This is a genomic window from Tolypothrix tenuis PCC 7101 (assembly GCF_963874875.1).
In the GTDB taxonomy this organism is placed as follows: domain Bacteria; phylum Cyanobacteriota; class Cyanobacteriia; order Cyanobacteriales; family Nostocaceae; genus Aulosira; species Aulosira tenue.
This window is the reverse complement of sequence record NZ_CAWNJS010000001.1, coordinates 1,671,153-1,694,858: the sequence shown is the minus strand read 5'-3', so window position 1 is coordinate 1,694,858 and position 23,706 is coordinate 1,671,153. Positions and strand designations below refer to the sequence as shown.

Below are 23,706 nucleotides of genomic sequence, written 5' to 3'. Positions count from 1 at the left end.
CTTTGACTTTTGACAAATCCCATGAAAATCGTTGCAAAAAAGAAACTTTGGAAATATCTATTTTGGCTTGGCCCATTTTTCTTAGTGGCGGGCTTAACGGCTAGCTTAATTTCATCATATTGGAGTCCCATTTCATTAGCATTTCTCATTACCGGAATTGCAGTTATTGGTATATGGATTATTTTACAAATCCAAAACAATCAATGGTTAGGAAGTCGTTCTACCCAAGCCGGGACTAATGCTTTAGTTGCCACTTTAGCAGTATTGATAATTTTAGGACTAATAAACTTTTTGGGTGTTCGCTACCATTACCGTGCCGATTTAACAGAAACGCAATTATTTACCCTGGCACCCCAATCTCAGGAATTATTACATAATCTAAATCAGCCAGTTAAAGTCTGGATTTTTGATGTCAATCAAAATCCCCAAGACCGAGATTTACTAGAAAATTATCGTCGGCAAAGCTCTAAGTTTCAATTTGAGTATGTCGATCCAGATGCTAGACCAGGATTAGCTGAAAAGTTTGGTTACAAAGACTATGGAGAAGTTTATTTAGAATATCAAGATAAAAGGCAGTTAGTACAAGTAGTTAATCCAGAAAATGAACGACTTTCCGAAGTGCGGTTAACTAATCGCCTGCAACAAATTACTACTGCTAACGCCGCCAAAGTTTACTTCCTTCAAGGTCATGGCGAACATCCATTGACAGCAGCTGAAAGTGGAATGTCCCAAGCTATTCAGGGATTAACTGATAAAAATTTCACAACCTCGCCCTTAAATTTAGCAGAAGCCGCAAAAGTACCTGATGATGCGGCGGCGGTCGTAGTAGCAGGGCCAAAAGAAGCCCTATTTGAGGGTGAAGTTCAAGCTTTAGAACAATACCTCAATCGTGGTGGTAACTTACTGCTAATGATTGACCCTGGTACCGACCCCAAACTCGAGAACTTGTTGAAACAGTGGGGTGTTACCCTGGATAGTCGTTTAGCCGTTGATGTTTCTGGACAAGGTGCAAAACAAGGGCCAGCCGTCCCCATCATTACAGACTATGGTCAACATCCAATTACTAAAGAATTTGGTAACAACATTTCTTTTTATCGGTTAGCAAGACCGTTGCAAATTAATCCCGTAGCTGGTGTTCAGTCTACACCCTTGCTGCGAACCAAACCTTATCCTAACAGCTGGGCAGAAAGCGACCTGCAAAGCGAGAAATTAGAGTTTAATGCCGATAAAGACCTGAAAGGGCCTTTAACTTTGGGCGTAGCTTTAGAGAAAAAACTACCAGCCCCATCCTCAACTCAGCCTAACCCTACACCTTCACCATTACCATCACCCACAACCCAAGGACAGGCGACACCAAAAGCTAGTATTTCACCTACACCCAGCGCTAGCCCTTCGCCAACTCCCACAGCTACACCTTCACCAACTCCTACAACTGCTGCACCTTTAAACAATCAGCAAGGTGAAAAACCTGCTACTGAATCTCGATTAGTAGTCATCGGAAATTCTGATTTTGCTACCGATGGCTTATTTCAACAGCAATTAAACGGTGATGTCTTCCTCAACTCAGTCACCTGGCTAAGTAAACAAGAGGATCGACAACCTTTATCAATTCGCCCCAAAGAAGCCAAAAACCGCCGCCTCAACATCACAGCCGCCCAAGCCAATCTTTTAACATTGTCATCTCTATTGCTTCTACCCTTAATTGGGTTAGTATCCGCCTTTCTAATTTGGTGGCGGAGGAGGTGAGGGATTGGGGATTGGGGACTGGGGACTGGGGACTGGGGAAAAGGAGAATGAAGGAGATGAGGGGACAAGGGAAGAAATTCCCATTACCAATTACCAATTACCCATTACCCATTACCAAATGACAAATGACAAATGACAAATGACAAATTAAAACATGAAATTTTCGCGCACAACTTTAATTTTGATATTGCTAGCCCTGGGTTTGGGTAGCTTTGTTTATTTCTACGAAATTCGGGGGGAGACTCAGCGGGAGGAAGTAAAGGAGAAAAAACAGCAAATTTTCGCTTTTACTGCTGATGATGTGCAGTCTTTGAAAATCGCAACGGCAAAACTCTCTTTAGCCTTGGAACGAAACCCGCAGGATAGTCCGCCTAAGTGGTTGTTAAAATCACCTGTATCAGAGCCAGCGAATGATGCTATTGTTTCTTATTTAATGGATTTGTTGGTAAAAGGAAAGAGCGATCGCACTTTATCTATCTCGCCTAATCAAAAAGGCGATTTTGGCTTAGACAACCCCCAGGCGACAATTAATATCACCCTGAAAAATCAGCAAAGTCATCAATTGCTTTTAGGTACGACTAATTTTAACCGTCGTCTCTTGTATGTTCAGGTTGACCCATCTGTAAAACCCGATGGTAATATAGATGTCTTGTTGGTTTCCACAGATTTTGAAAACGCAGTCAATCGCGATATATCCGAGTGGAAACAACCAGTAGTTAATAACGATAAAACACCTTTACCAACTCCCAGCAGTAAATAGGGAGAGAAGGGGACAAGGGGAAAGGGGGAAAGGGGGAAGGGGGAAGAGGAAAAGGGAAAAATGCCCATTACCAATTACCCATCACCAATTACCAATGCCCCATGCCCAATGCCCCATGCCCAATGCCCATTACAAATGACATGACCAAACCAACAGCAACCTTGCTTATTTCCTGCCCCGATCAGCGGGGATTAGTGGCGAAACTTGCGAATTTTATCTACTCTAATGGCGGTAATATTATCCATGCCGATCAGCATACAGATTTTGGTGCTGAGTTATTTCTCAGCCGCATCGAATGGCAACTAGAGGGATTTAACCTGCCACGAGATTTAATAGGGCCAGCATTTAATGCCATTGCCCAACCTTTAGGTGCTAAATGGAAACTACATTTTTCGGATACTGTACCACGTATAGCTATCTGGGTTAGTAAGCAAGACCATTGTCTGTTTGACTTAATTTGGCGACATCGTGCTCAAGAATTTGCGGCTGAGATTCCGTTAATTATTAGTAATCATCCTCATCTGCAAAAAGTAGCCGAGCAATTTGGCATTGATTACCACCATATTCCCATCAGTAAAGACAACAAAGCAGAGCAGGAAATTAAACAATTAGAATTACTGCAGCAATACAAAATTGATTTAGTTGTATTGGCAAAATATATGCAGATTGTCAGTGCTGATTTTATTACTAAATTTCCGCAAATTATTAATATTCATCACTCATTTTTACCTGCTTTTGTAGGCGCAAACCCTTACCACCGCGCTTTTGAAAGAGGAGTTAAAATTATTGGAGCTACAGCACATTATGCCACGCCTGAGTTAGATGCTGGCCCAATTATTGAACAGGATGTAGTCAGAGTCAGCCACCGCGATGATGTTGAAGACTTAATTAGAAAAGGTAAGGATTTAGAGCGAGTTGTGTTAGCTAGAGCAGTACGCTTACATTTACAAAATCGGGTTTTAGTCTATGCTAATAGAACTGTAGTCTTTGAATAATTCTTCTACTCTGCCTGTCTCCTGATATCTTGAATTACTGAGACTGAATAAAGGGTAATGATACAGTAAATGTTGTGCAGAGATGATTGCTAGTAGCTGTAATGCTGCCTTGCAGATGTTCCACTAGCTTTTTAACTAAAGTTAAACCTAAGCCAGCACCGCTATTTTGTAAAGGATTCCTAATGTTAATTTGGTAATCTGGATCAAAGACGGTTGCTTTCTGTTTGGCTTTATTTTTGTTGATCCGATAGAAAGGTTCAAAGATTAAAGCTAGCTCTTCTTGGTTAATCTCCACACCATAATTGCTAATTCTTATCTGTAGTATCGGTTCTGGATAACTACCTATGATCTCAGATTGTTTATACTCATTTGTGTAACTATTTGCTGAGTATATATATTCGACATTGACGGTAATTTTTTCCCGCAAAGGGGTATATTTACAAGCATTATTTAGCAGTTCTGTCAATATCCGAGTTAAAAGATTGAGGTCGGCAAAAAAAGGTGGTAAATCTGCAGCAATATTAATTTCTAAAGTTTGTTGTTGTGCTTGCACTAGCTCTTGAAAGCTCTCAATAATTTGCGCCAGAAAATTGTGCAGATTAATTTTAGTTAATTGCAGTGGATAGACATCTGCATCAATCATCCGCATTTCGAGTAAAGTGTCTATTAAAGTTAGCTCTCGCTCACACTGGCTACGCAAAATAGTTAAGTATTTAGCAACAGACTCAGAAGCTGACATTTCTTCATGATTCAATATTCCCAGTTGGTTTAATACATTTTCTAGCTGAGAAATTGCCATTTTAATATTTGACAAAGGCATCCGCATTTCATGAGAAGTAGTTGCTAAAAAATCTTCTTTCAACTGATTGAGTCGTTGCAGTTCTGTTAATTGAATTTCTATTTGTCTGGCTCTTTCAGCTGCAAGGCTGCGTTCTTCGTTGAGTCTGCGTTGTGTATCATCACGAAAAACCATCACAGCACCTGTGATGGTTCCGCTTTTATCTCTCACAGGCGTAGCACTATCAGCAACAGGAATTTTTGTCCCGTTTTTGGTAACCAGTAAAATGCGATTTTTGAGATAGATAGTTGTTTGTGTTTGTAAAGCTATGGCAATCGGATTTTCAGCAGGACGCTGAGTTTGTTCTTCAATTAGTTGCACGACTTCGGTTAACATCTGGTTTTTGGCTTCTTCCAATCGCCAGCCAGTTAAAGTTTCGGCTACTTGATTGAGGTATTGTACTTGCAGTTGAGAATCAGCCACAATTACACCTTCACCCATTCCCCGGAGAACAGTGCTTAAAAATTGCTCGCGTTGGTAGCGTTCTAGTGCTGTTTGGATCGCAACATAAAGTTCTTGTTCGCTAACAGGTTTGAGTATGTATCCAAAAGGTGATGTTAAAGTTGCTCTTTCTACTGTATTTTTATCAGAAAGTCCTGTGAGGTAAATTACTGGGATTTGCAGTTTTCTCCAAATTTCCTCTGCTGCTTGAATACCATCCATTTCTCCCCGCAACCTAATATCCATTAAAATTAAGTTTGGACGTAGCTCATTTGCTTTTGCAATTGCTTCGGTTGCAGAATCTACAATGTCTACAACTGTGTAACCCAAACCTTCTAAACTTTCTTGGAGGTTGATCGCAAGAATATACTCATCTTCAACAACCAGTACTTGAATCATATTTGCTGTTTCGACTGCTGATGAGATGCTCATTGCTTTTCTACCTTGCTTCTTGGAAAAATAATTTTAAACTCTGTTCCCTGCTGGTTGTGAATCTGAACTGTTCCCCTCAGCTGCTTTACTAATCCATGAAGAAGGGTCATTCCCATTGTTCTTGCTTTCTTGCTATCAAAATCTGCAGGTAGTCCAACACCATTATCTCGGATAATCATAACTAAATCGGAATGAAGCGAAATCTTTGAGCAATATTCATAATTTTGATAACATTTTACCTGTATTTCACCTGAGAGTTGGTCTGGAAAGGCGTATTTTAAAGCATTTGAAACTAGTTCATTAATTATTAATCCGCAGGGAATAGCAGTTTCAACATCTAGATGCACAGGTTCAACTTGAATATTTAATTGGATATTGCTGGAACTAAAATTATAAGATTTAAATAAATGAGTTGTTAAATCGAGAATGTACTGAGCAAAATCAATATCGCTCAGATGATCGGAAGCATATAATTTTTCATGCACTAAAGCAATGGAAGCAATGCGGTTTTGGCTATCGTGTAGGATAGAGATTGCTTGAGTATCTTGGATACGCCTACACTGCATTTGTAGCAAACTGCTAATAATTCCTAAGTTGTTTTTGACCCGATGATGAATTTCCTTAAGTAAAACCTCTTTTTCTTTTAAAGATGCTTTAAGTTTGTCTTCAGCTTTTTTTTGTTCTGTGATGTCTTGTTGCACAGTTACAAACACAGTTCCATATTCAGGATGTTCAAAAACCGATGCAGCACCAGAACTCCAAAAAGGAGTACCATCTTTTTTTACATTGCGAACTTCATAAATGCTTTCACCATTTTGCCTAATCTGGGCAGTAATAGCTTCATACACTGCCTGAGGATCGGTTTGTGCATCTGCATAATTAACAATAGAGATATGCTGACCAATTAATTCTCCAGCTTCATAACCAAACATCTGCTCAAATTTGCGATTAGTATAAACTAAAACACCATCACTGGCTCGAATCAAGGAAATTCCCTCAGCCATATTCCGAGCAATGATTGCTTGTAGTTCCAATATCTGTTCAGTATGTTTGCGATCGCTAATATTAAGACTATTGCCAATAATGCGGTGTACGCGGGAATTTTCATCTTTTAAAGGAGTGAGGCTAGTAATCCACCAAATATCCTTACCTTGAAAAGGTAAGCATTCTTCGTAGGTAATAGTTTCCCCAGATCGGACACAATCCTGATAATGCTGTCGTACAGCCGCCGCTGCAATTGGGGGAAAGATTTCCTCAGGTATTTTGCCACGTAATTCATCTGCTGTGAGTCCTGTAAGATGCTTGTGAGTCGGATTTAAGCCCACATAGCGGAAATCATCATCGACAACATCGATCACAAAAATCGATAGTCCTACTCCATAGTAGATACTACGTAAAAAGGCTTCATTTTCGCGCAGTGCTTGCTCTACTCGTTGGCGTTCGTTAAGTGCTTTTTCTCTAGCGGTAACATCTTGAGCAGTTCCATAAAGGCGAACCACTTTACCTTCGGCGTTCGATTGTGCGTGTCCAATCACCTCTAAATAGCTATGAGAGCCATCAGACTGGGGTACACGCAGAATTAAGTGGTAGGATTTACCAGTAGCGATCGCTTCTTCAATGGCTTGCTGCAATTTTTCACCATCATCAGATTGCCATAAACTGAGTATTTCCTGATAGTTGGGTTCTGTGTCGAAATCGCGATTGAACAGGCGGAACAGTTCTTTTGACCAAGTGGCTTTACCTGTAGCTGCATCACATTCCCAGTTACCCAGACGCGCAGTGCGTTGGGATTCTGCCAATAACGCTTCACTCTTGCGTAGGGTTTCTTCTGTTTGTTTAATATCGGTGACATCTACCATCAGCCCATCCCAAGCAACGCGACCATCATGCAACTTGCGTGGTGTGGAACATAAATCTAACCATTTCAGTTGACCACTAGGAGTTCTGATCTGCAGTTGCATATCAAATACAGACATATTCTGCATCGACTGCTCAACTGCTTGCTTTAAGCGAAGTACGTCCTCTGCAATTACCTGGCTATACAACAAACTAGAATCTTGTAGCGCCGCCTCTGTACTGATTTCCATGATTCTTTCACATCCTACACTCAGGTAGGAAAAGCGATCGCTACCATCGAGTTCGCGGATAACTTGATACACTACAGCATTAGGCAAATTATCTCCAATGCCGCGCAACATTGCTTCTCGTTCTTGCAAAGTAAGTTCTGCTTGTTTGCGCTTGCTAACATCTCGATTAATTTCCAACACAGATATGGGTGTACCATCAGCTTGTTTGAACAACGCCCAGCGACTTTCTACGACAATTTTCTGACCATCTCGTCGAGAATGGACTAATTCGCCTTCCCAATATCCTTCATTAATCAGGCCTGCGTTGACTTCCTCCAAAGGGATGGGAAATTGAGTTGCAAGCAGAGTGTGACTATTCTTGTGCATGACTTCTGTTGCTGTCCAGCCATAGATTCGCTCTGCTCCCTGATTCCAAAATGTAATCTGGTTATCGAGATTGCGAATTATGATAGCATCATGAGAAAGTTCTAAGAGTTTGGCTTGCTCTAATAAAGTTTTTTGTGCCAATTTTTTATCACTAATATCGCCACTAGTACCTGTGACTATCCAACAGTTGGCTCTAGCATCATAACGAGAGGTATAAGTAGCACAAATCCAACGTAGCGAACCGTCTTTGTGATGAAATCTATATTCTATATTGGTTGTACGCCCAGCCAAAATATCCTCAAATAAAGGTTCGATCACTTTTTCTCGATCCTCTGGATGCACTCGCGATATCCAAAGGTATTGTTGAGAGATAATTTCTTGTGGTGTATAGCCAAATAAAGCTTTGCTACCTGGTGATTGATAGTCACATTGCCATTCACGGTTGGGGAATACCCTGAAACTGGTAATCGAAGTAGCGATCGCACTATCAAGAATATCTTGGATGATGGCTTGTGATGCTTGATAACAGTTTTCTTTGTATGCGATCAATTTGCTCATTTGCTCTGTTTGAGCTACTTCGCGTTCCAACTCTGCTGCTTTGCAATCAAGAGTTTGACAGAGTCTCTCAATCACTTCATCCTTGGTAACTACGCTGAATACTTGCCCGTAATTATCTAGTATTGGTAAGTGGCTGATTCCATACTGGTTAAATCTTTGCATCACAGTGGATAAATTTTTTGCCTCTGCTGCGTTCAAGGTAATTACAGGTTGACTCATGAATTCAGCAACAGTTGTATCCGCCAATGCAGATTGATTACTAGTGGCAAAAAATACGTCTCTAACTGTAAAAATACCAATTAATTTTTCGGCATCTAAAACTAGTGCATAGCTTGTATGAGACTGATTCATCAATTGAATCACCTCAAGCATCGGCATATTTTTTGTAACTGTCAGCAATGGTTTACGAATATCCATCAGGGTGATTTCTTCTTAAACACAAAAGGCTGAAATCAAGATTGCAAGGAGCTATGCAATGGTATCAGTACTTTGATGAAAATACTGGTGATGACCAATATTGTGCCAAAAATATTGCTTCCTCAGAATTTCCTCAGAATTCTTAACTAGTGTTTGTACTAGAGTTTAGTACCCAGTTGGTATTCAACTCCCCAGGTTCTTGTATGAGACGTGGATCGTGACTGTCACTGTTTTATTCGGAAAACAGCAAAGCAATTAAAGCCACTCAAACAAGACTGACCAATTCAATTCTGTTACCAGGGAGATTGAAATTTATGCCAGTTCAATTAGAAATGGACACAGTTGCTAGTAACTTGATAGTTTCTTACCGCAATAGTGGTTTCCATAATCAAAAGCAGACAAGTTTTGCGAAACAGACAGTACCCTGTCCTTTATGTAATCATCCTCACACTCGTAAACACGGTAAGACAAGTAAAGGTAGCCAACGCTACTTCTGCCTCAGCTGTCGGCAAACTTTCAGTGAAACTTTTAATACGTTTTACTACCGCAGGCAAGTTAATCAAGAAGATGTGCAAATTGTACTACAGTCCTATGCTGATGGTATTAGTTTAAGAGGCATTAGCCGCATTAGTGGATTAGCTTACAATACTGTAGTCAAGATTGTTCATGCTGCCAACAAAAAAGAGCGTACAATTAAGGCAGGTGAAGAAGAATCACAAAATTGATCGCAATTTCCAGACTCTTAACATATGCCGCCATATCTCCCAGGAAAAGTAGTTGTGTTGTTTGGGACTTGTCCTTGTACCATCCGCCTACCTGCTGCACCAAGGCATGAACAATTAAGGTTATTGCGCGAACGGATTATTGTTCTATCCAATAACTTGGTTGAAGAAGGATTATGGGAGGAACATCTGAGTGAGGCGGAACTGGATGTAGTGATGTCAGATGTTGAAATTGAACCTTTATTGTTTCCCAGTTTTTTGAATGCTTCGTCTTTATGCAGAGTATTAGACGCTGTTGTACAAAAAATTTATGGAAGTTTAAAAATTAACGTGCTTAATACCCGGAAAAACTGAATATCATTTGCAGATCGGCTCATAATAAAGAAAGATTAAGCTGCATTCATAAAACTTAGTATGAGCCAAACTGCCCTGAATTTAATTGCCATATCTATCTTTTTAATGACTCTATCGGTGCTGTTGGGGCCATTGCTGAATTTTTCACCTGCAATCCCCGCAGTTGCCACTTTTGCTATTTTGGGGATAGCTACCTTAGACAGTTTCAGCTTGCAGGGAAAAGGCGGTACTATTCTTTTAGATTGGCTAGCAGGTTTTAACAGCGAACACCGCGATCGCATTCTGCATCACGAAGCAGGACATTTTCTCGTTGCACACCTGCTGGGTATCCCAATTAGTGCTTATACCCTCAGTGCGTGGGAAGCTTGGAAACAGGGACAACCAGGACAAGGTGGTGTCACTTTTAATGATGCGGAATTAGTATCTCAACTGGAAGCGGGTAAAATTAGCGCACATATCTTGGATCGCTACTGCACGGTTTGGATGGCGGGGATGGCGGCAGAAACCTTAGTTTTCCAAAATGCTCAAGGTGGTGCTGACGATCGCACTAAGCTAGTAGGTGTATTGGCAAATATCGGCTTTTCTGCTGCTAATGCTCAACAGAAACAACGCTTTCATACTCTCCAAGCCAAAACCCTATTAGAAGAAAATTGGTCTAGTTATAAAGCTTTAGTTGATGCTATGGCTCAAAAAGCATCGATAGCTGAGTGTCAAATTGCGATTGATCATGCTCAACTTGGAGTCCATGAGTTACCCAGTGCTGGGAAATAGGGAACACAAACCCGGGACTAAATGATGGGAATAAATTTATTAAAAAGTAATGTCCAATACCAAATGGCAATAGCAGAATTAAATCTTGATGCTATGAAGAAGCAACTTGTAAATATGGGATACGACAGAAGTTTTCCCAGCTAATGACACGATTACGTCCGCTGCTTTTAGCTTCTAAGAGGCACTGATCGGCACGATGCAATAGGCTAATTCCTTGCGCGTCATCGTCAGTTTGGAGTGAAGCAGTACCCAAACTAATGGTGACATTAATACTCAGTTGATTGTTAATCGCAAATGGTTGTTCGCTAACTATGCGATTCAGACGACGCGCCACAATTGCGGCTTCTTCGCCAGAGGTGTTAGCTAACAAAATCACGAATTCTTCCCCGCCATAGCGGAAAGCTGTATCTTGGAAGCGTAAATTGTGTTTGACACGAGTAGCCAATAATTGCAACAAGCGATCGCCTACTAAATGTCCATAGGTATCATTGACTTTCTTAAAGAAATCTACATCAAAAATAATTAAACTCAAAGAAAGTTGTTGTTCGTGAGCTTTTTGAATTTGTCTAGGTAAATCCCATTCTAAAGCGCGACGATTATTTAGTTCTGTCAAAGAATCTGCTAAGGCAATTGATGATAATAAATCATTTTTTCGCATCAAATCGCGATACTTTTCTGCTTTCCGTAAGCCAACTGACAATTGAGCTAATATGAGTCGATGATTAGCAGTTACTTCTGGCAAATTATCGATGGCTGGTTCTGTATTTACTTGCCAAATATAAGCATCAGCTCCTTGTTTTAAAGCAGCGGAAGTCATTTCTAAATCCCATTCCCAGCCGTAGTTAGCTCTTTCAATGATGTGCTGAGAACGGTCTTCCAAGAGAATGCAGTAGATCCAAGATAGCTTTACTTGGTCTTTCAACCAGGTACATATTTCTATACTGCCATCAATACTAGCCTGCACAATTATGATGTCTGGTGGTGTACTTTGAATATATGAAACTGCCAGATCAAAATTGTCAATAACTTCTACATTAAAAGCTGTGGCATAACGGATCTGATCTGGAAGTGTGTTTAGAAATTTATGGCACCCAAAGACCAGAATGGAAATATTCATTGCTTTGCTTTTTACCCTATTTAAAATTTCAAAAGGATGACTTGGTAAAACTTGCTGTGTTTACTTAAATAATACTGAGTACATCAGTATTTTCGGTTAGGGAGGTTTACCCTATATTTGTTTGTTTTACTACCTAATTTAATTTTTTATTATAACTTTAATCTCCTTTTAAGAATTTACCTCAACTATATTTACAACAAAAGGTCGGATGAAAATACTTTCAGCTTTTCCCTAATAATTTTCAAACAGTATAATTACTGAATATTACTGGGGAGGACAAAATTGGTTATGTATTTTCCATGTATTAAACATTTGTAGCTAAATATGTAATTTAATGATTTATAAAAACCAGCATATTCTAAAGATAAAAAATTACTGAAGCACAAAATTTAAAAAAAGATAAAAATTTTTATTCGCTAGTGAAAACCGAAGATAGTTACTAACTTGATAAAATCTTATATCCCTTAAAATACTGAATCATCATTGCCTAATAATAAAGCCTTGATATTGCTGCATTGGATAGCACAAAGTAAGTCATAGTCTTTCTATATTCAAAGTATTGATATTGAGTATACAGTTAATCAGTTACATCTTCATAAAATATTTGCAAAGGCTATCAGTAATTTTACATAAATAGCCAGATAACCCGTGACTCTACTCAAATTTATCATGACTTAGGTAACAAGTATATATATCATATGCTAGAGGGACAAACTGCTAAGAGTCAAGGGTTAATGGTCAAGAGTCAAGGATTAATGGTCATTTTTGCAACTTTTAACCAGGGCACAATCTTGCAAAAAAATATTTTACCTACGTAGTTATTAGTTGTCTGTCCTTAAATAGCGGATTGTCCGCCTCGGTGGGAGACGGACAATCACAGCAACAAATTATTTGCGTGTCAAAATTTATGAGATGCAATTTCTCTGCAGGCTAATCTTAGGATTAATAACCTTCAATTTGGTAACCAGCAGCAACAATAATCTGTTTAATGGATTCCTCTGAAGCGGCAGATTCTACGGTAACAGTTTTGTCCTTAACATCTACATCTACCTTGGCATCTGGTTCCATGACATGAATTGATTTACTAATTTTAGCTGCACAGTCTTCACAAGCTATATTCGGTACTTTCAGTTTTAATGCCATTAATCTAACCTCAAAAACAATCTTAATATCTTCTTAAGGTTTAATATTATCGTCGCTGTAAAAATTGTTCATCTTACCAGAGTTAGGTGATTTTGCGGGTAGACAATTGTAGTACATAGCTGCTTTTACAATTAAGGTTCCTAGGTTGAAAATGGGCATAGGGCATAGGGTATAGGTCATAGGAAAAACAGAGTTTTATGCTTGGTTGTGCCCAAACCTAGAGTGTAATGAATAGATTAAAAATGAGGCTAGGTTAGGAGCATTTTCCTGTAATTGGCTAACTTCGGGATTCGTGAAAATGGAAAAATATATAAGCATAAAGAGATATATGCCATGAATCCGGATACGCCACGATATAGATTTTTCTCCCCAATCTGCAAAAGCAATGGGATATTTTTTAATGGGAGTGCCTAAGTCCTGTAACATTCCACCCGAAGGTTAATGAGAATAGTGCTAGATATTAGGAGTGACAAACTTTTAGCACAGATGTCCTGGATTGCGGCATACTTTGTCTGTAAAAGCGAAGAAAGATCCTCTGTCGGCCTTCCCAGTTAATTGATACTCACTTTGTAAAAACCCATGTCTTCCAATCCCCAAAACCTCAGCGGTAACGAAATTCGCCAACAATTCCTTAACTTCTTTGCTCAACGGGGACACCAGATTCTCCCAAGTGCTTCCCTTGTGCCTGAAGACCCAACTGTGCTGCTGACGATCGCGGGGATGCTACCATTTAAACCGATATTCTTGGGACAACGTACGCCGGACTTTAACCGTGCTACCACTTCCCAGAAATGCATCCGCACTAACGATATCGAAAACGTCGGCCGTACCAAACGCCATCACACGTTTTTTGAGATGCTGGGTAACTTCAGCTTTGGAGATTATTTTAAAGAACAAGCGATCGCTTGGGGATGGGAAATCTCCACGCAAGTTTTTGGCTTCTCCCCCAATAACCTGGTTGTTAGCGTCTTTGAAGAAGACGACGAAGCCTATGCCATTTGGCGCGATCAAATCGGCGTAACACCAGCTAGAATCAAGCGCATGGGTGCAGATGATAACTTTTGGGTATCTGGCCCCACTGGCCCTTGCGGCCCCTGTTCTGAGATATACTACGACTTCCACCCAGAACGTGGCGACGACACCATTGATTTAGAAGATGATTCCCGGTTTATCGAGTTTTATAATCTGGTTTTCATGCAATATAACCGGGATGCAGAAGGGAATTTAACACCGCTGCAAAATAAAAATATTGATACGGGTATGGGTTTGGAACGCATGGCCCAAATCCTGCAAAAAGTCCCGAATAATTACGAAACAGATTTAATTTTCCCGATTATTCAAACAGCAGCCAAAATTGCGGGGATTGATTACCATAGCAGCGACGAGAAAACCAAAGTCTCCCTCAAAGTAATTGGCGATCATGTGCGTGCTGTTGTTCACATGATTGCTGATGAAATCCGCGCCTCCAACGTCGGACGGGGTTATGTATTACGGAGATTAATTCGCCGGGTGGTACGTCATGGGCGATTAATTGGGATTTCGGGAGAATTTACCATCCAAGTCGCCGAAACTGCGATCGCACTATCGGAATCAGCTTACCCTAATGTACGGCAACGGGAAGCAGCAATTAAAGCGGAATTGCAACGAGAAGAAGCCAATTTCCTCCGCACTCTCGACCGAGGCGAAAAATTGTTGGAGGAAATTATCCAACAGGTGAAACAGCAAGGAAAAACCTCAATTAGTGGTGAAAGTGCTTTTACCCTCTACGATACCCACGGTTTCCCCTTTGAACTTACTCAAGAAATTGCTGAGGAAAACAACCTAACAGTTGATGCTGAAGGATTCCGGAAGCAAATGGAAATTCAACAACAAGGCGGTAGAGACGCACACGAAACCATCGATTTAACTTTGCAAGGTTCCCTGGATAAACTAGCAGAACATATCCACGCTACCGAGTTCTTAGGCTATACCCAACCTACAGTCACCGCCAAAGTCGAAGCGCTGTTAGTGGGTGGTGTAGCTCAAGAAGCAGCCGAAGCTGGCACAGAAATACAACTGGTTTTAGATCAGACCCCATTCTATGCCGAATCTGGGGGACAAATAGGCGATCGCGGTTATATCTCCGGCGATGGCGTGGTGATTCGCGTTGATGACGTGAAAAAAGAATCAGATTTCTTTATCCACTTCGGGCGCATTGAACGCGGTACAATCCGAGTAGGAGATGCTGTGACTGCTCAAATCGACCGTGCTTGTCGTCGTCGTCTGCAAGCTAACCACACAGCAACTCACCTGTTACAAGCAGCGTTAAAGAAAATTGTCGATGAAGGTATTTCCCAAGCAGGTTCTTTGGTTTCCTTCGACAGATTACGCTTTGACTTCAACTGTCCCCGTGCGTTGACAGCAGAAGAAGTCCAGCAAGTTGAGGAACAGGTAAATACTTGGATTGCCGAGGCACATAGTGCAAAGATAGAAATATTACCTTTAGCAGAAGCCAAAGCTAGGGGTGCCGTTGCCATGTTTGGCGAAAAATATGGCGATGAAGTGCGGGTGATTGACTTCACAGGCGTATCAATGGAACTGTGCGGTGGCACTCATGTCAGTAATACTGCTGAGATAGGTGTTTTCAAAATTATTTCCGAAGCTGGTGTGGCTTCTGGAGTGCGACGCATCGAAGCGGTTTCCGGCCCAGCAATCCTAGATTATCTCAATGTCCGGGATAAAGTAGTGAAGGATTTAAGCGATCGCTTTAAAGTCAAACCCGAAGAACTACCAGAGAGAATCACAACTCTGCAAAACGAACTGCGAACCAGCCAAAAACAACTGGATGTATTGAAAGGACAATTAGCGATCGCTAAATCTGATAGCTTGCTGCAAACAGCTCAATCTGTAGGCGATTATCAAATCATTGTCGCTCAACTCGATGATGTCGATCCAGAATCTTTGAAAACCGCAGCCGAACGCTTATTACAAAAAATTGGTAACGGTGCGGTGGTATTGGGTTCAGTTCCCGAAGCTGGCAAAGTGAGTATAGTTGCAGCCTTTAGCGCAGAGGTGAACAAGAAAGGTTTGCAAGCCGGTAAATTTGTCGGTGCGATCGCCAAAATTTGCGGCGGTGGCGGTGGTGGAAGACCAAATTTAGCCCAAGCTGGCGGACGTGATGCAAGTAAGTTACCAGAGGCTTTAACACAAGCGCTGAGTGATTTAAAAGCTGGGTTGAGTTAATTGCTTGTAGAACAGACATCTTGCCTGTATCAAAAATGCTAATAAAATGGTGGGTTAAGTGTATCAATAACTCACCATTTATTTTTTGCTGGTAATTTACAGGTTCGCTGTCAAATAATTTGTTCAGTTCAATTTATAAATAATGGCAAATAAAGTTCATCTCAAAAAACTTGCAGAGGGCGTTATAGCTTGGAATGAGTGGCGAACAGAAAATCCAAATATAAATGTAGATCTTAGCGGAGTTTATCTAGTTCATGAAGTAGCCAGAAGAAACCAATTAAAGGCTTGGAGAAGCCTAGCACCTTTTATATCTTTATTGGTTACTCTTCTTTTACAACAGACAAAAATAACAGATTATATTGTCAATATTTTTGAGAAAACCGCATTTTCAAATATTAATTCATCTCCATTTACAGAACTGACATTATATACAATAATCCGGTTATTTATATTTTTTGTCGTTATGGTAACTTTATTTTCGGGATTGGAATTTTTGCTGAATTATTCCAGAGGAAAATTAAATTTAAGAAATATCAATATGAAAGAAGTAAATCTATGTGGATCAGATTTAGAAGGAGTTGATTTAAGGAATGCTGATTTAAGAAATTCTAATTTAAGAAATTCTAATTTAAGTTACTTAGAGGCAATTGGTGTAAATTTTACTGATGTTGATTTAACAGGAGCATGTATAGCAAATTGGAATATTAATCATACTACCGTTTTAGAGAATGTTAAGTGTGATTATATTTATATCCACATTAATGAAGATACAGGAAAGTTTGAGCAACGTCGTCCTCTCAACTCAAATAGTATTTTTACACATGGCGAGTTTACACAACGCTTTAAAGTATTTGAAAAGGCATTAGAAACTATAGATCTGACTTTTACTGATGGTATTGATTGGAAAGCATTTTTTCAATCATTTCAAGAATTACGTGAAAATTACTCTCAATACAAACTTGCCATTCAAAGAATTGAAGACAAAGATAGCGCTTTGATTATTGGATTGAAATTTGATGTTGAGGCAGATATCAATATTGACGAAATTAAGCGTATGATTGAAAGTGAATTGAAAGAAAAGTATGAAAATACTCTCAATTTATTAGAATTTCAATATCGAACAGAAATAAACGCAAAAGAGCACGAAATAGCACTGTATCGTCAGCAGAACGCTGATTTAAGCGAAATTGCCAAAAATCTAGCAAATAAAAATATTAATGTTATATTACAGGCAACTGGCTCAGGATCTATTCATAATCTGGAGGGAGTAATGTCAGAAAATTTTAACAACGAATTTCAGAGAGTAAATATTGCTAATTTTGCTAACAAAGTAGCGGATAACGCACGCCAGCAAGCAAACCAAAATATTCAAATATCTGAACAAAATCAAATTCTTGCTGAAGCTGCTGCTGAAATAGAAAGATTAGTCAAACAGTCGGAACAGAACAATCCTATAGCGACTGAATCAGAAAGAATTAATTATGTAAATGATGAAACTACTCCTAACTTTAAGCGTCGTGTTGTTGGCGCATTACAAGGAGGTAGTGAAGCTGCAATTGAAGAGTTTTTGGATAATTCTTATATAAATATTGCTAAAGCTATTATCAAAGGTTGGATTAAACCAGATTAAAGATTGAATAATAGATAGCGTTAAACAAAGCAGAACCAAGGTAATTCTCGAACTAAATCAAGAGGAAAATTCTCATTAGCATAAAACTTTAGTCATGTTATGCGTCGTCAGCTATCACTTGGTCAATTTCCTGTGGATGTTCTTTATAATACGACCAATCTGACGCTAAATCTTCAATTGTTAACGTTGGATAATTTCTCAATAATTCTTCCTCAGAAGCGCCTTGCTGACGAAAAGAAACTAGAGTCCAAACAGCAATGCGAGTATTACGAATGCGTGCATTACCTCCGCAAATTCCTGGAGTTTTCTGAATAAAATATTTTTGAATATTTGGCGACATGGACTAGTAAATAAAAGCTGTATATATTTTATTCTAAATTCACATCCAGTTTTGTGATGCTTACAAAGTGCGATCGCACTACAATTCACTCAGAATATACACCATCTTCATACTACTATGACAAAATACTCAGATGCAAAAAGATTTCGCAAAATATCCTAATCGCTTTGAAGCTGGTGACAGTTTTACCATTCTCCCAGCAGATAAATCAACTACTGAATTACCAGCAATCACAATCACCAATAAACAGCAACGCCCATTTGGTTTGTGTGCAGGAGAATTTAAAGTACCTGATGATTTTGATGCACCTTTACCTGAAGATATTATTAGCGCATTTGAGGTCGGATAAAACTTCGTTTAGATACTCATGTTTCCTGAGAGTTTTATTCCTGCGATCGCATCTCATAAAAAAAGGGATGATATTCTCAATCCCTTTAGCAAACATCCTCTTCTATATGTAGTTTGTAAGATTAAAAAACTCTAAAAATAAACGGATAACGGAACGGTGTATCTGGGTTTGTGAGACAGTGAAATAGCGCCCAAATTGTTAATCCCCAGTGGATTGCAAAACCCAAAGCTACAACAGGGAAGAATAAAATTCCGCCAAGACCAAAAGTTAGGAAAGATAGAACCGCAATTGGTACTCCAATTACAGTAGCCCAGAACCAAACATTAAAGTGAAAATTAATCGATTCTTTAGCGTTATTTTTGACAACTGGGTCATCAGAAATAATATTAATTACGATGGGAACACCAATAGAAAATAATGTTGTACTAAAGAAAATCGCCCCATGACATAGAGAGGATAGCAATTTACGCTTATCAGGGTCGTATGTAACTTGCATCCTGGTGGCTCCTCCACTTGCTTTATAGTTTTTATTGTAATCTTCGCTTCAGCAGTTTAGTATTGCAGTTTACCGTACTCCGGCTATTTTGCGGCTTTCCCTTGAGATAGATTAATTTTGACTCATACTCATCAATATCAGTTATGAGGTTTACCGTACTCCCAAAAAGCAAAAATTTGGATTGTTATCCCATAACTGGAGAATTTGAGTAATGCTGAGAGGTTATTTATAAAGCAATAAAGTTCAGTTAAGCTCATTAGCGATTGATTGTCACTTAATTAAAGAAGCCAGATCAATTGGGGGAGAATCCCCCAAACCCCCGATTGGGTGACGGTTGCGTCCCCCAAACACCCTCCAAAATTATTGTTCTGTTTTTTTGTTGAGTAACTAGTTTTTTGGTTTTGTGATCAATTAATTTTCTTAACTGAACTGTATTTATTGATAAAGTAAAAATAAATTTACTGTAGGGTAGAAATGGCACTTATGTAGACTTGGTACTTGTGAAAGCTCTACAGGCTGATGCAGTTTTTCGTTGTCATCATTATCGAAAAACTGACTTTCAAAAGGGAAATCGTTGAAGTGAAGATGACTATGACTAGTTATTAGGACTTACGCAAGTGTCATATTTTTTTCGTGTAGGTTTGTCCAGGGTCAAATGTCAATAGTCCAAAAAACCTAAATTTTTGACCCTTGACCCTTGACTCTTGACTCTTATGCCAGAAGATAACTGTGCCAGTTGCGTAAGTCCTGGTTATCTTTAAAATGCATCGCCCTACTTAGCTTCGTTTTATGTCTCTCGAATGATTAATTTTTTGTACAAGTTCAACATAATGAACAGGTATAAAACAGCAGTGAAAATAACCCATGACTGAAGAGTTTAAGAAAGGCGATAAGGTAAAGTGGAATACAGCGCAAGGTGAAACCACTGGTGAAGTGCAAGAAAAGATTACTTCGCCTACTGATATTAAAGGGCATCATGTAGCTGCTTCTCCTGACAATCCAGAATATTTAGTAGAAAGCGACAAAACAGGGAAAAAAGCCGCGCATAAGCCTGATGCACTGGAGAATGTTGAGGAATAACTCCAGGAATCATCTTGAAACCTTGGTAATTATCTAAGTAGTTCCAAAATAATGATTTGGGGCAAATCTAGTACAACACTGCATCAATAAAGCAACTATTCTCAATCACTGAAAGGCTGACTATAAAAACTTATTTATTCCGTAGTTCTCCTGCAAATACGCTATGCGTAGCTTGCTTCACAGTGGGGGTACAGCCTTCTTGTACTAGATAACGTCAGTTCGGGTTAAGGAGGTTTATTCAAGCTTAAATGTCTGAAACAACGCAAGCACGTTGAAATATCCTAGAATCAAGCAACGGTGTAATGAGGGTTTCAGCTTATCCCGAACTCAGGTTAGATAGAAACCCACTTGGAATCATAGGTGTTGCTAATTCACATCAGGCGTAAATTAATTCCGGATAAAACTTTTATTAATGTTGAATGCTTGTTTGATTAACAATTTAATTATTTAAAGCCTGCATTAGCAGGCTTTGTTTGTTTGCAACTGCGGCGAAGTTATAGCTTGACTTGCTGCAAATGACTGCGGGGGTTGTAGGTACGTATAGCTCGGATTTTTTCATAATACTCGCGCTCTTGTTGGCTCATATCTTTTGGTGGAACAATCGCCACCTTTACCAACTGATCGCCACGTCCACCCTTGGCTAGGGGCCAACCTTTACCCCGCAGACGCAGGGATTGGCCAGAACGTACTCCCGCAGGCAGTTTTACATTCACTGAACAATCGGGTGTGGGAACATCAATAGAAGCTCCTAAGGTAGCTTCATCTGGTGTAATGGGAACTTCACAGACAAGATTATCGCCTTCAAATTGGAAGAAGGAGTGCGGCTGAAGTTCCACTTTTAAGTACAAATCACCCCGCTGTTGAGTCATAGGATTGATTTGACCTTTACCACGCACACGCAAACGTGTACCAGCTTTGGCACCAGCAGGTATACGCACATCTATAGTTTCATTACCTAAGCTAAAGCGCTTTTGAATACCAGCAAATGCTTCCGCAAAAGTCAGTGTAATTGTGGCTTCGCTATCTTGGCTAGTCCCTGCTCCCATATCTTGGAAGCCAAAATCGTTAAAACCGCCAAAACCGCCTGGTCTTCTGGAAGAAGCATTTGTGGAAGTACTATAAGAATAGCTTTGACGATTACTGCGAGGGCCAGCACCACCAAATAACTCATTGAGGAAGTCATTAAAACTACCGTATTGGCTGAAGTCAAAACCGCCCATATCGACACCAGCACCAGAGGGGAAGCCTTGACCAGCTTGTTTCCAGTATTGACCAAATTGGTCATACTTTTTGCGCTTGTCTGGGTCTGACAAAACTTCGTAGGCTTCGTTCACTTCTTTAAAACTCGCCTCTGCTTGTTTATTGCCTGGGTTAACATCAGGGTGAAACTTGCGGGCTAATTTCCGAAAAGCTTGTTTAATTTCCTCTGGACTGGCAGTCTTACTTACTCCCAAAATTGCGTAATAGTCTTTGAAGTCGGTTGCAGCCATCTACCAGCCTCCTGTAGAAATTTCTGTTATGTTCTATTTCTAAGATGTTAGATATGTTATTTGCCAGGTATAATGCCCAGCAAATTAGATTCTGATTTTAAATTAACAAACATCATCAAAAATCAAGTGGGGTTCTTGCTCGTAGGATGAGTGCAATTCCCGTACTCCCGCAATCCTGATAAGCGAATTAGGCTATCGAGTCCATCTTCTAAGGTTGGGGGTGCATCCCGTAATTGACGATGCATTTTGAAAATGACTTCTTCAGGAACCTGGCGATCGCGCTTTTGATTTCTTGCTAAACAAAGCCATACTGGGGTATCTGCCCATAACCCAGTAATGTGGGTAAAGCCGAACTCACGCGCTAGGGCAATCACTTCACGGCGATGGCGACGCTGGGCGTTGGTGGCATCGTAAATCACTGTTTTCCCTTGGGTTTGAGCTTGGTGTAATAGCCGCCGAATTTCTCGCCAAATCAGCAGCCAATGCCCTTGAACCGCTTCATTCCCAAACAATTGCCCCCGAATGCCATCTGTAGAAATCAGCTGTGTTTGGGGGCATTCTGCGAGCAATCGTTTTACCCAAGTTGACTTACCGCTACCCGGAAGACCAATTAACAACAAGAGTTTAGACATCAGTCCAAAGTATACAGTCAAAAGTTGCAGAGACGCGATTAATCGCGTCTGTACAAAAGTCAAAAGTCAAAATATATACTGTTGACCCTTGACTGTTGACTCTTGACTAATCACTAAATGATTGTCCCATCAGGAATTACGGCATTTTTCAACACGACTACAATGCCGCTGCGGATATAGAAGCCTTGGCTTTCACGATCTGCTTCTTGGACGTTGTCTTTATTGATAATTTTCACATCACAACCGATGCGAGCGTTTTTATCAATAATTGCCCGGCGGATGATGCTATCTGCACAAATTCCTACAGAAATCTCATCTGGGACTGTGTTGCATTGGCGGCGTTCTATGGCAGATTGGTAATAATCAGCACCCATAATTAGGGATTCTTCGATGACAGTACCAGATTCAACGCGCGATCGCACTCCTAAAACTGAATGTTGAATGCGACAATTTTTCAGAATACAACCTTCACCAATCAAGGATTGGGTAATCTGGCAATCTAACAGCTTGGTGGGAGGCAAGTAACGAGCACGTGTATAAATTGGCGCTTCTTCATCGTAGAAACTAAAGGGCGGTTGGGGTAGTTGGGTTAGGGCTAAATTGGCATTATAAAAGGCTTCGATGGTTCCGATATCTTCCCAGTAATCATCAAATAAGTAAGCTTGAACGTTGTAATCTTTAGCGGCATCAGGAATAATTTCTTTGCCAAAATCTGTACTGTCTAAAGATTCTTTCAACAATTTGATCAAAACATCTTTTTTAAAGACATAAATTCCCATCGAGGCGATGTAGGGTTGGCGTTGGGCTTCTTCTGGGCTTAATCCCAGGATGGTAGTATCAACGCGCATTTGAGCTAAAGCTTCGCCCTTGGGTTTTTCGCTAAAGTCAACCACTCTACCGGATTGATCGATTTTCATCAAGCCGAAATCCGAAGCGCGGCGATCGTCGATAGGAATAACTGAGAGAGTAATATCGGCACCCGTTTCTCTATGACGTTCGACAAATTCGCGGTAATCCATGCGGTAGAGGTGATCGCCAGAAAGAATTAGATATTCATCTGCATCCCATTCTTCCAACAACCAGATGTACTGACGCACAGCATCAGCCGTACCTTGGAACCAGTTGGGGTTTTCTGGGGTTTGCTGGGCTGCTAATACTTCCACAAAGCCTTCACTGAAGCCACTAAAATTGTAAGCACGAGCAATGTGGCGATTTAGAGAGGCTGAGTTGAATTGTGTCAGGACGTAGATTTTAAATATTTCGGAATTTATGCAGTTGCTGACAGGGATATCGATTAAGCGGTACTTTCCTGCCACTGGTACGGCTGGTTTAGCACGTAGTTTCGTTAACGGGTAAAGGCGAGTACCTGCACCACCACCGAGAATGATTGCTATAACTTTTTTCACAAAATGTCTCCCGACTGCCTTTCAACTCTCACCTTAAGTTTAGGACTGTCTGCCACCATAGGTAAGGGGGGATCAAAGATTATCGCGAGTGAATTTTACAGAATGCTGCCGGTGATATATGTCGCTGCCAATAAATAGCACATCAAAAGCTATGTATTGATTAACACCTGGGAAAAAGATGCGATCGCCAACCAAGTTTGACAACTCGGCAATCTCTCTATTTCAAAACTTAGCTTTTTTTAACAAAACCCAATTTCTCAGGCAGTAAGCCTTACTATGCTCAAGGTTTTACAAAGAACAAAGTAGCTACTTAT

19 protein-coding genes are annotated in these 23,706 nt (G+C 40.1%); 10 read left to right on the top strand and 9 right to left on the bottom strand.

The window, feature by feature from the left end; all coding sequences use genetic code 11:
• The first annotated feature begins 21 nt into the window (after window positions 1-21).
• The 3 genes from AACU25_RS06875 to purU all read left to right on the top strand — a co-directional run bounded on the left by AACU25_RS06875 (window position 22) and on the right by purU (window position 3,501).
• Window positions 22-1,746 (top strand): GldG family protein, encoded by a 1,725-nt coding sequence (locus AACU25_RS06875; RefSeq protein WP_096574495.1) that lies wholly within the window; start codon window positions 22-24, stop codon window positions 1,744-1,746.
• Between the two features lie 154 nt (window positions 1,747-1,900).
• Window positions 1,901-2,506 carry a DUF4340 domain-containing protein gene (locus AACU25_RS06870; RefSeq protein ID WP_096574494.1) on the top strand — a complete coding sequence of 202 codons (606 nt, stop codon included), beginning with the start codon at window positions 1,901-1,903 and terminating at the stop codon, window positions 2,504-2,506.
• A 140-nt stretch (window positions 2,507-2,646) separates the two neighbouring features.
• Window positions 2,647-3,501, top strand: a complete 855-nt coding sequence (purU, locus tag AACU25_RS06865) for a formyltetrahydrofolate deformylase (RefSeq protein WP_096583549.1) — start codon at window positions 2,647-2,649, stop codon at window positions 3,499-3,501.
• A 34-nt stretch (window positions 3,502-3,535) separates the two neighbouring features.
• Here the strand turns inward: purU and AACU25_RS06860 are convergent, their stop codons facing one another.
• Both AACU25_RS06860 and AACU25_RS06855 read right to left on the bottom strand, forming a co-directional pair.
• Complete coding sequence (locus tag AACU25_RS06860) at window positions 3,536-5,212, bottom strand: hybrid sensor histidine kinase/response regulator (protein ID WP_096574493.1); 1,677 nt, start codon at window positions 5,210-5,212, stop codon at window positions 3,536-3,538.
• Window positions 5,209-8,640: a PAS domain S-box protein gene (locus tag AACU25_RS06855; RefSeq protein ID WP_096574492.1), complete on the bottom strand. Its 3,432-nt coding sequence runs from the start codon at window positions 8,638-8,640 to the stop codon at window positions 5,209-5,211. The genes AACU25_RS06860 and AACU25_RS06855 overlap by 4 nt, the downstream gene beginning before the upstream one ends.
• A gap of 314 nt (window positions 8,641-8,954) precedes the next feature.
• On the opposite strand from AACU25_RS06855, the gene AACU25_RS06850 reads away from it, so the two are divergent.
• From AACU25_RS06850 to AACU25_RS06840, 3 genes are read left to right on the top strand one after another with little or no spacing between them, the layout of a single operon-like run.
• A complete protein-coding gene (locus AACU25_RS06850; protein ID WP_096574491.1) occupies window positions 8,955-9,365 on the top strand; it encodes an IS1/IS1595 family N-terminal zinc-binding domain-containing protein in 411 nt (136 codons plus the stop codon).
• A 24-nt stretch (window positions 9,366-9,389) separates the two neighbouring features.
• The gene (locus AACU25_RS06845) at window positions 9,390-9,716 is read left to right on the top strand and encodes a hypothetical protein (RefSeq protein WP_096574490.1); all 327 of its coding nucleotides are present in this window, start codon (window positions 9,390-9,392) and stop codon (window positions 9,714-9,716) included.
• A gap of 60 nt (window positions 9,717-9,776) precedes the next feature.
• Window positions 9,777-10,487 carry an ATP-dependent Zn protease gene (locus AACU25_RS06840; protein ID WP_096574489.1) on the top strand — a complete coding sequence of 237 codons (711 nt, stop codon included), beginning with the start codon at window positions 9,777-9,779 and terminating at the stop codon, window positions 10,485-10,487.
• Between the two features lie 91 nt (window positions 10,488-10,578).
• Here AACU25_RS06840 and AACU25_RS06835 read toward each other — a convergent pair whose 3' ends face one another.
• Both AACU25_RS06835 and AACU25_RS06830 read right to left on the bottom strand, forming a co-directional pair.
• Complete coding sequence (locus AACU25_RS06835) at window positions 10,579-11,604, bottom strand: GGDEF domain-containing protein (protein ID WP_096574488.1); 1,026 nt, start codon at window positions 11,602-11,604, stop codon at window positions 10,579-10,581.
• A gap of 942 nt (window positions 11,605-12,546) precedes the next feature.
• On the bottom strand, window positions 12,547-12,747 hold the full coding sequence (locus AACU25_RS06830; RefSeq protein ID WP_096574487.1) for a heavy-metal-associated domain-containing protein: 201 nt from the start codon (window positions 12,745-12,747) through the stop codon (window positions 12,547-12,549).
• A 579-nt stretch (window positions 12,748-13,326) separates the two neighbouring features.
• Here AACU25_RS06830 and alaS point away from each other — a divergent pair.
• Both alaS and AACU25_RS06820 read left to right on the top strand, forming a co-directional pair.
• The gene (alaS, locus tag AACU25_RS06825; protein ID WP_096574486.1) at window positions 13,327-15,969 is read left to right on the top strand and encodes an alanine--tRNA ligase; all 2,643 of its coding nucleotides are present in this window, start codon (window positions 13,327-13,329) and stop codon (window positions 15,967-15,969) included.
• Between the two features lie 142 nt (window positions 15,970-16,111).
• Window positions 16,112-17,599: a pentapeptide repeat-containing protein gene (locus tag AACU25_RS06820; protein ID WP_096574485.1), complete on the top strand. Its 1,488-nt coding sequence runs from the start codon at window positions 16,112-16,114 to the stop codon at window positions 17,597-17,599.
• 97 nt (window positions 17,600-17,696) lie between these two features.
• On the opposite strand, the gene AACU25_RS06815 is transcribed toward AACU25_RS06820, so the two are convergent.
• Window positions 17,697-17,939 carry a DUF433 domain-containing protein gene (locus AACU25_RS06815; protein WP_096574484.1) on the bottom strand — a complete coding sequence of 81 codons (243 nt, stop codon included), beginning with the start codon at window positions 17,937-17,939 and terminating at the stop codon, window positions 17,697-17,699.
• A 133-nt stretch (window positions 17,940-18,072) separates the two neighbouring features.
• Between AACU25_RS06815 and AACU25_RS06810 the strand changes: the two genes are divergently transcribed.
• Window positions 18,073-18,288: a prevent-host-death protein gene (locus AACU25_RS06810; RefSeq protein ID WP_096574483.1), complete on the top strand. Its 216-nt coding sequence runs from the start codon at window positions 18,073-18,075 to the stop codon at window positions 18,286-18,288.
• Between the two features lie 121 nt (window positions 18,289-18,409).
• Here AACU25_RS06810 and AACU25_RS06805 read toward each other — a convergent pair whose 3' ends face one another.
• On the bottom strand, window positions 18,410-18,784 hold the full coding sequence (locus AACU25_RS06805) for a DUF4870 domain-containing protein (RefSeq protein ID WP_096574482.1): 375 nt from the start codon (window positions 18,782-18,784) through the stop codon (window positions 18,410-18,412).
• 864 nt (window positions 18,785-19,648) lie between these two features.
• On the opposite strand from AACU25_RS06805, the gene AACU25_RS06800 reads away from it, so the two are divergent.
• On the top strand, window positions 19,649-19,864 hold the full coding sequence (locus AACU25_RS06800; RefSeq protein ID WP_096574481.1) for a hypervirulence associated TUDOR domain-containing protein: 216 nt from the start codon (window positions 19,649-19,651) through the stop codon (window positions 19,862-19,864).
• Between the two features lie 494 nt (window positions 19,865-20,358).
• Here AACU25_RS06800 and AACU25_RS06795 read toward each other — a convergent pair whose 3' ends face one another.
• The 3 genes from AACU25_RS06795 to AACU25_RS06785 form a co-directional block, all read right to left on the bottom strand.
• On the bottom strand, window positions 20,359-21,354 hold the full coding sequence (locus tag AACU25_RS06795) for a DnaJ C-terminal domain-containing protein (RefSeq protein WP_096574480.1): 996 nt from the start codon (window positions 21,352-21,354) through the stop codon (window positions 20,359-20,361).
• A gap of 122 nt (window positions 21,355-21,476) precedes the next feature.
• Window positions 21,477-21,986: an AAA family ATPase gene (locus AACU25_RS06790; protein WP_096574479.1), complete on the bottom strand. Its 510-nt coding sequence runs from the start codon at window positions 21,984-21,986 to the stop codon at window positions 21,477-21,479.
• 113 nt (window positions 21,987-22,099) lie between these two features.
• A complete protein-coding gene (locus AACU25_RS06785) occupies window positions 22,100-23,392 on the bottom strand; it encodes a glucose-1-phosphate adenylyltransferase (RefSeq protein WP_096574478.1) in 1,293 nt (430 codons plus the stop codon).
• Window positions 23,393-23,706 lie beyond the last annotated feature (314 nt).

Bases quoted from the DNA above. Each gene is read 5' to 3' on its own strand.
- AACU25_RS06820 (WP_096574485.1), top strand. From the start codon at position 16,112: ATGGCAAATAAAGTTCATCTCAAAAAACTTGCAGAGGGCGTTATAGCT.
- AACU25_RS06810 (WP_096574483.1), top strand. From the start codon at position 18,073: ATGCAAAAAGATTTCGCAAAATATCCTAATCGCTTTGAAGCTGGTGAC.
- AACU25_RS06875 (WP_096574495.1), top strand. From the start codon at position 22: ATGAAAATCGTTGCAAAAAAGAAACTTTGGAAATATCTATTTTGGCTT.
- AACU25_RS06860 (WP_096574493.1), bottom strand. From the start codon at position 5,212: ATGAGCATCTCATCAGCAGTCGAAACAGCAAATATGATTCAAGTACTG.
- AACU25_RS06790 (WP_096574479.1), bottom strand. From the start codon at position 21,986: ATGTCTAAACTCTTGTTGTTAATTGGTCTTCCGGGTAGCGGTAAGTCA.
- AACU25_RS06835 (WP_096574488.1), bottom strand. From the start codon at position 11,604: ATGAATATTTCCATTCTGGTCTTTGGGTGCCATAAATTTCTAAACACA.
- AACU25_RS06855 (WP_096574492.1), bottom strand. From the start codon at position 8,640: ATGGATATTCGTAAACCATTGCTGACAGTTACAAAAAATATGCCGATG.
- AACU25_RS06795 (WP_096574480.1), bottom strand. From the start codon at position 21,354: ATGGCTGCAACCGACTTCAAAGACTATTACGCAATTTTGGGAGTAAGT.
- AACU25_RS06815 (WP_096574484.1), bottom strand. From the start codon at position 17,939: ATGTCGCCAAATATTCAAAAATATTTTATTCAGAAAACTCCAGGAATT.
- AACU25_RS06850 (WP_096574491.1), top strand. From the start codon at position 8,955: ATGCCAGTTCAATTAGAAATGGACACAGTTGCTAGTAACTTGATAGTT.
- AACU25_RS06870 (WP_096574494.1), top strand. From the start codon at position 1,901: ATGAAATTTTCGCGCACAACTTTAATTTTGATATTGCTAGCCCTGGGT.
- AACU25_RS06830 (WP_096574487.1), bottom strand. From the start codon at position 12,747: ATGGCATTAAAACTGAAAGTACCGAATATAGCTTGTGAAGACTGTGCA.
- AACU25_RS06840 (WP_096574489.1), top strand. From the start codon at position 9,777: ATGAGCCAAACTGCCCTGAATTTAATTGCCATATCTATCTTTTTAATG.
- purU (WP_096583549.1), top strand. From the start codon at position 2,647: ATGACCAAACCAACAGCAACCTTGCTTATTTCCTGCCCCGATCAGCGG.
- AACU25_RS06800 (WP_096574481.1), top strand. From the start codon at position 19,649: ATGACTGAAGAGTTTAAGAAAGGCGATAAGGTAAAGTGGAATACAGCG.
- AACU25_RS06805 (WP_096574482.1), bottom strand. From the start codon at position 18,784: ATGCAAGTTACATACGACCCTGATAAGCGTAAATTGCTATCCTCTCTA.
- AACU25_RS06845 (WP_096574490.1), top strand. From the start codon at position 9,390: ATGCCGCCATATCTCCCAGGAAAAGTAGTTGTGTTGTTTGGGACTTGT.
- alaS (WP_096574486.1), top strand. From the start codon at position 13,327: ATGTCTTCCAATCCCCAAAACCTCAGCGGTAACGAAATTCGCCAACAA.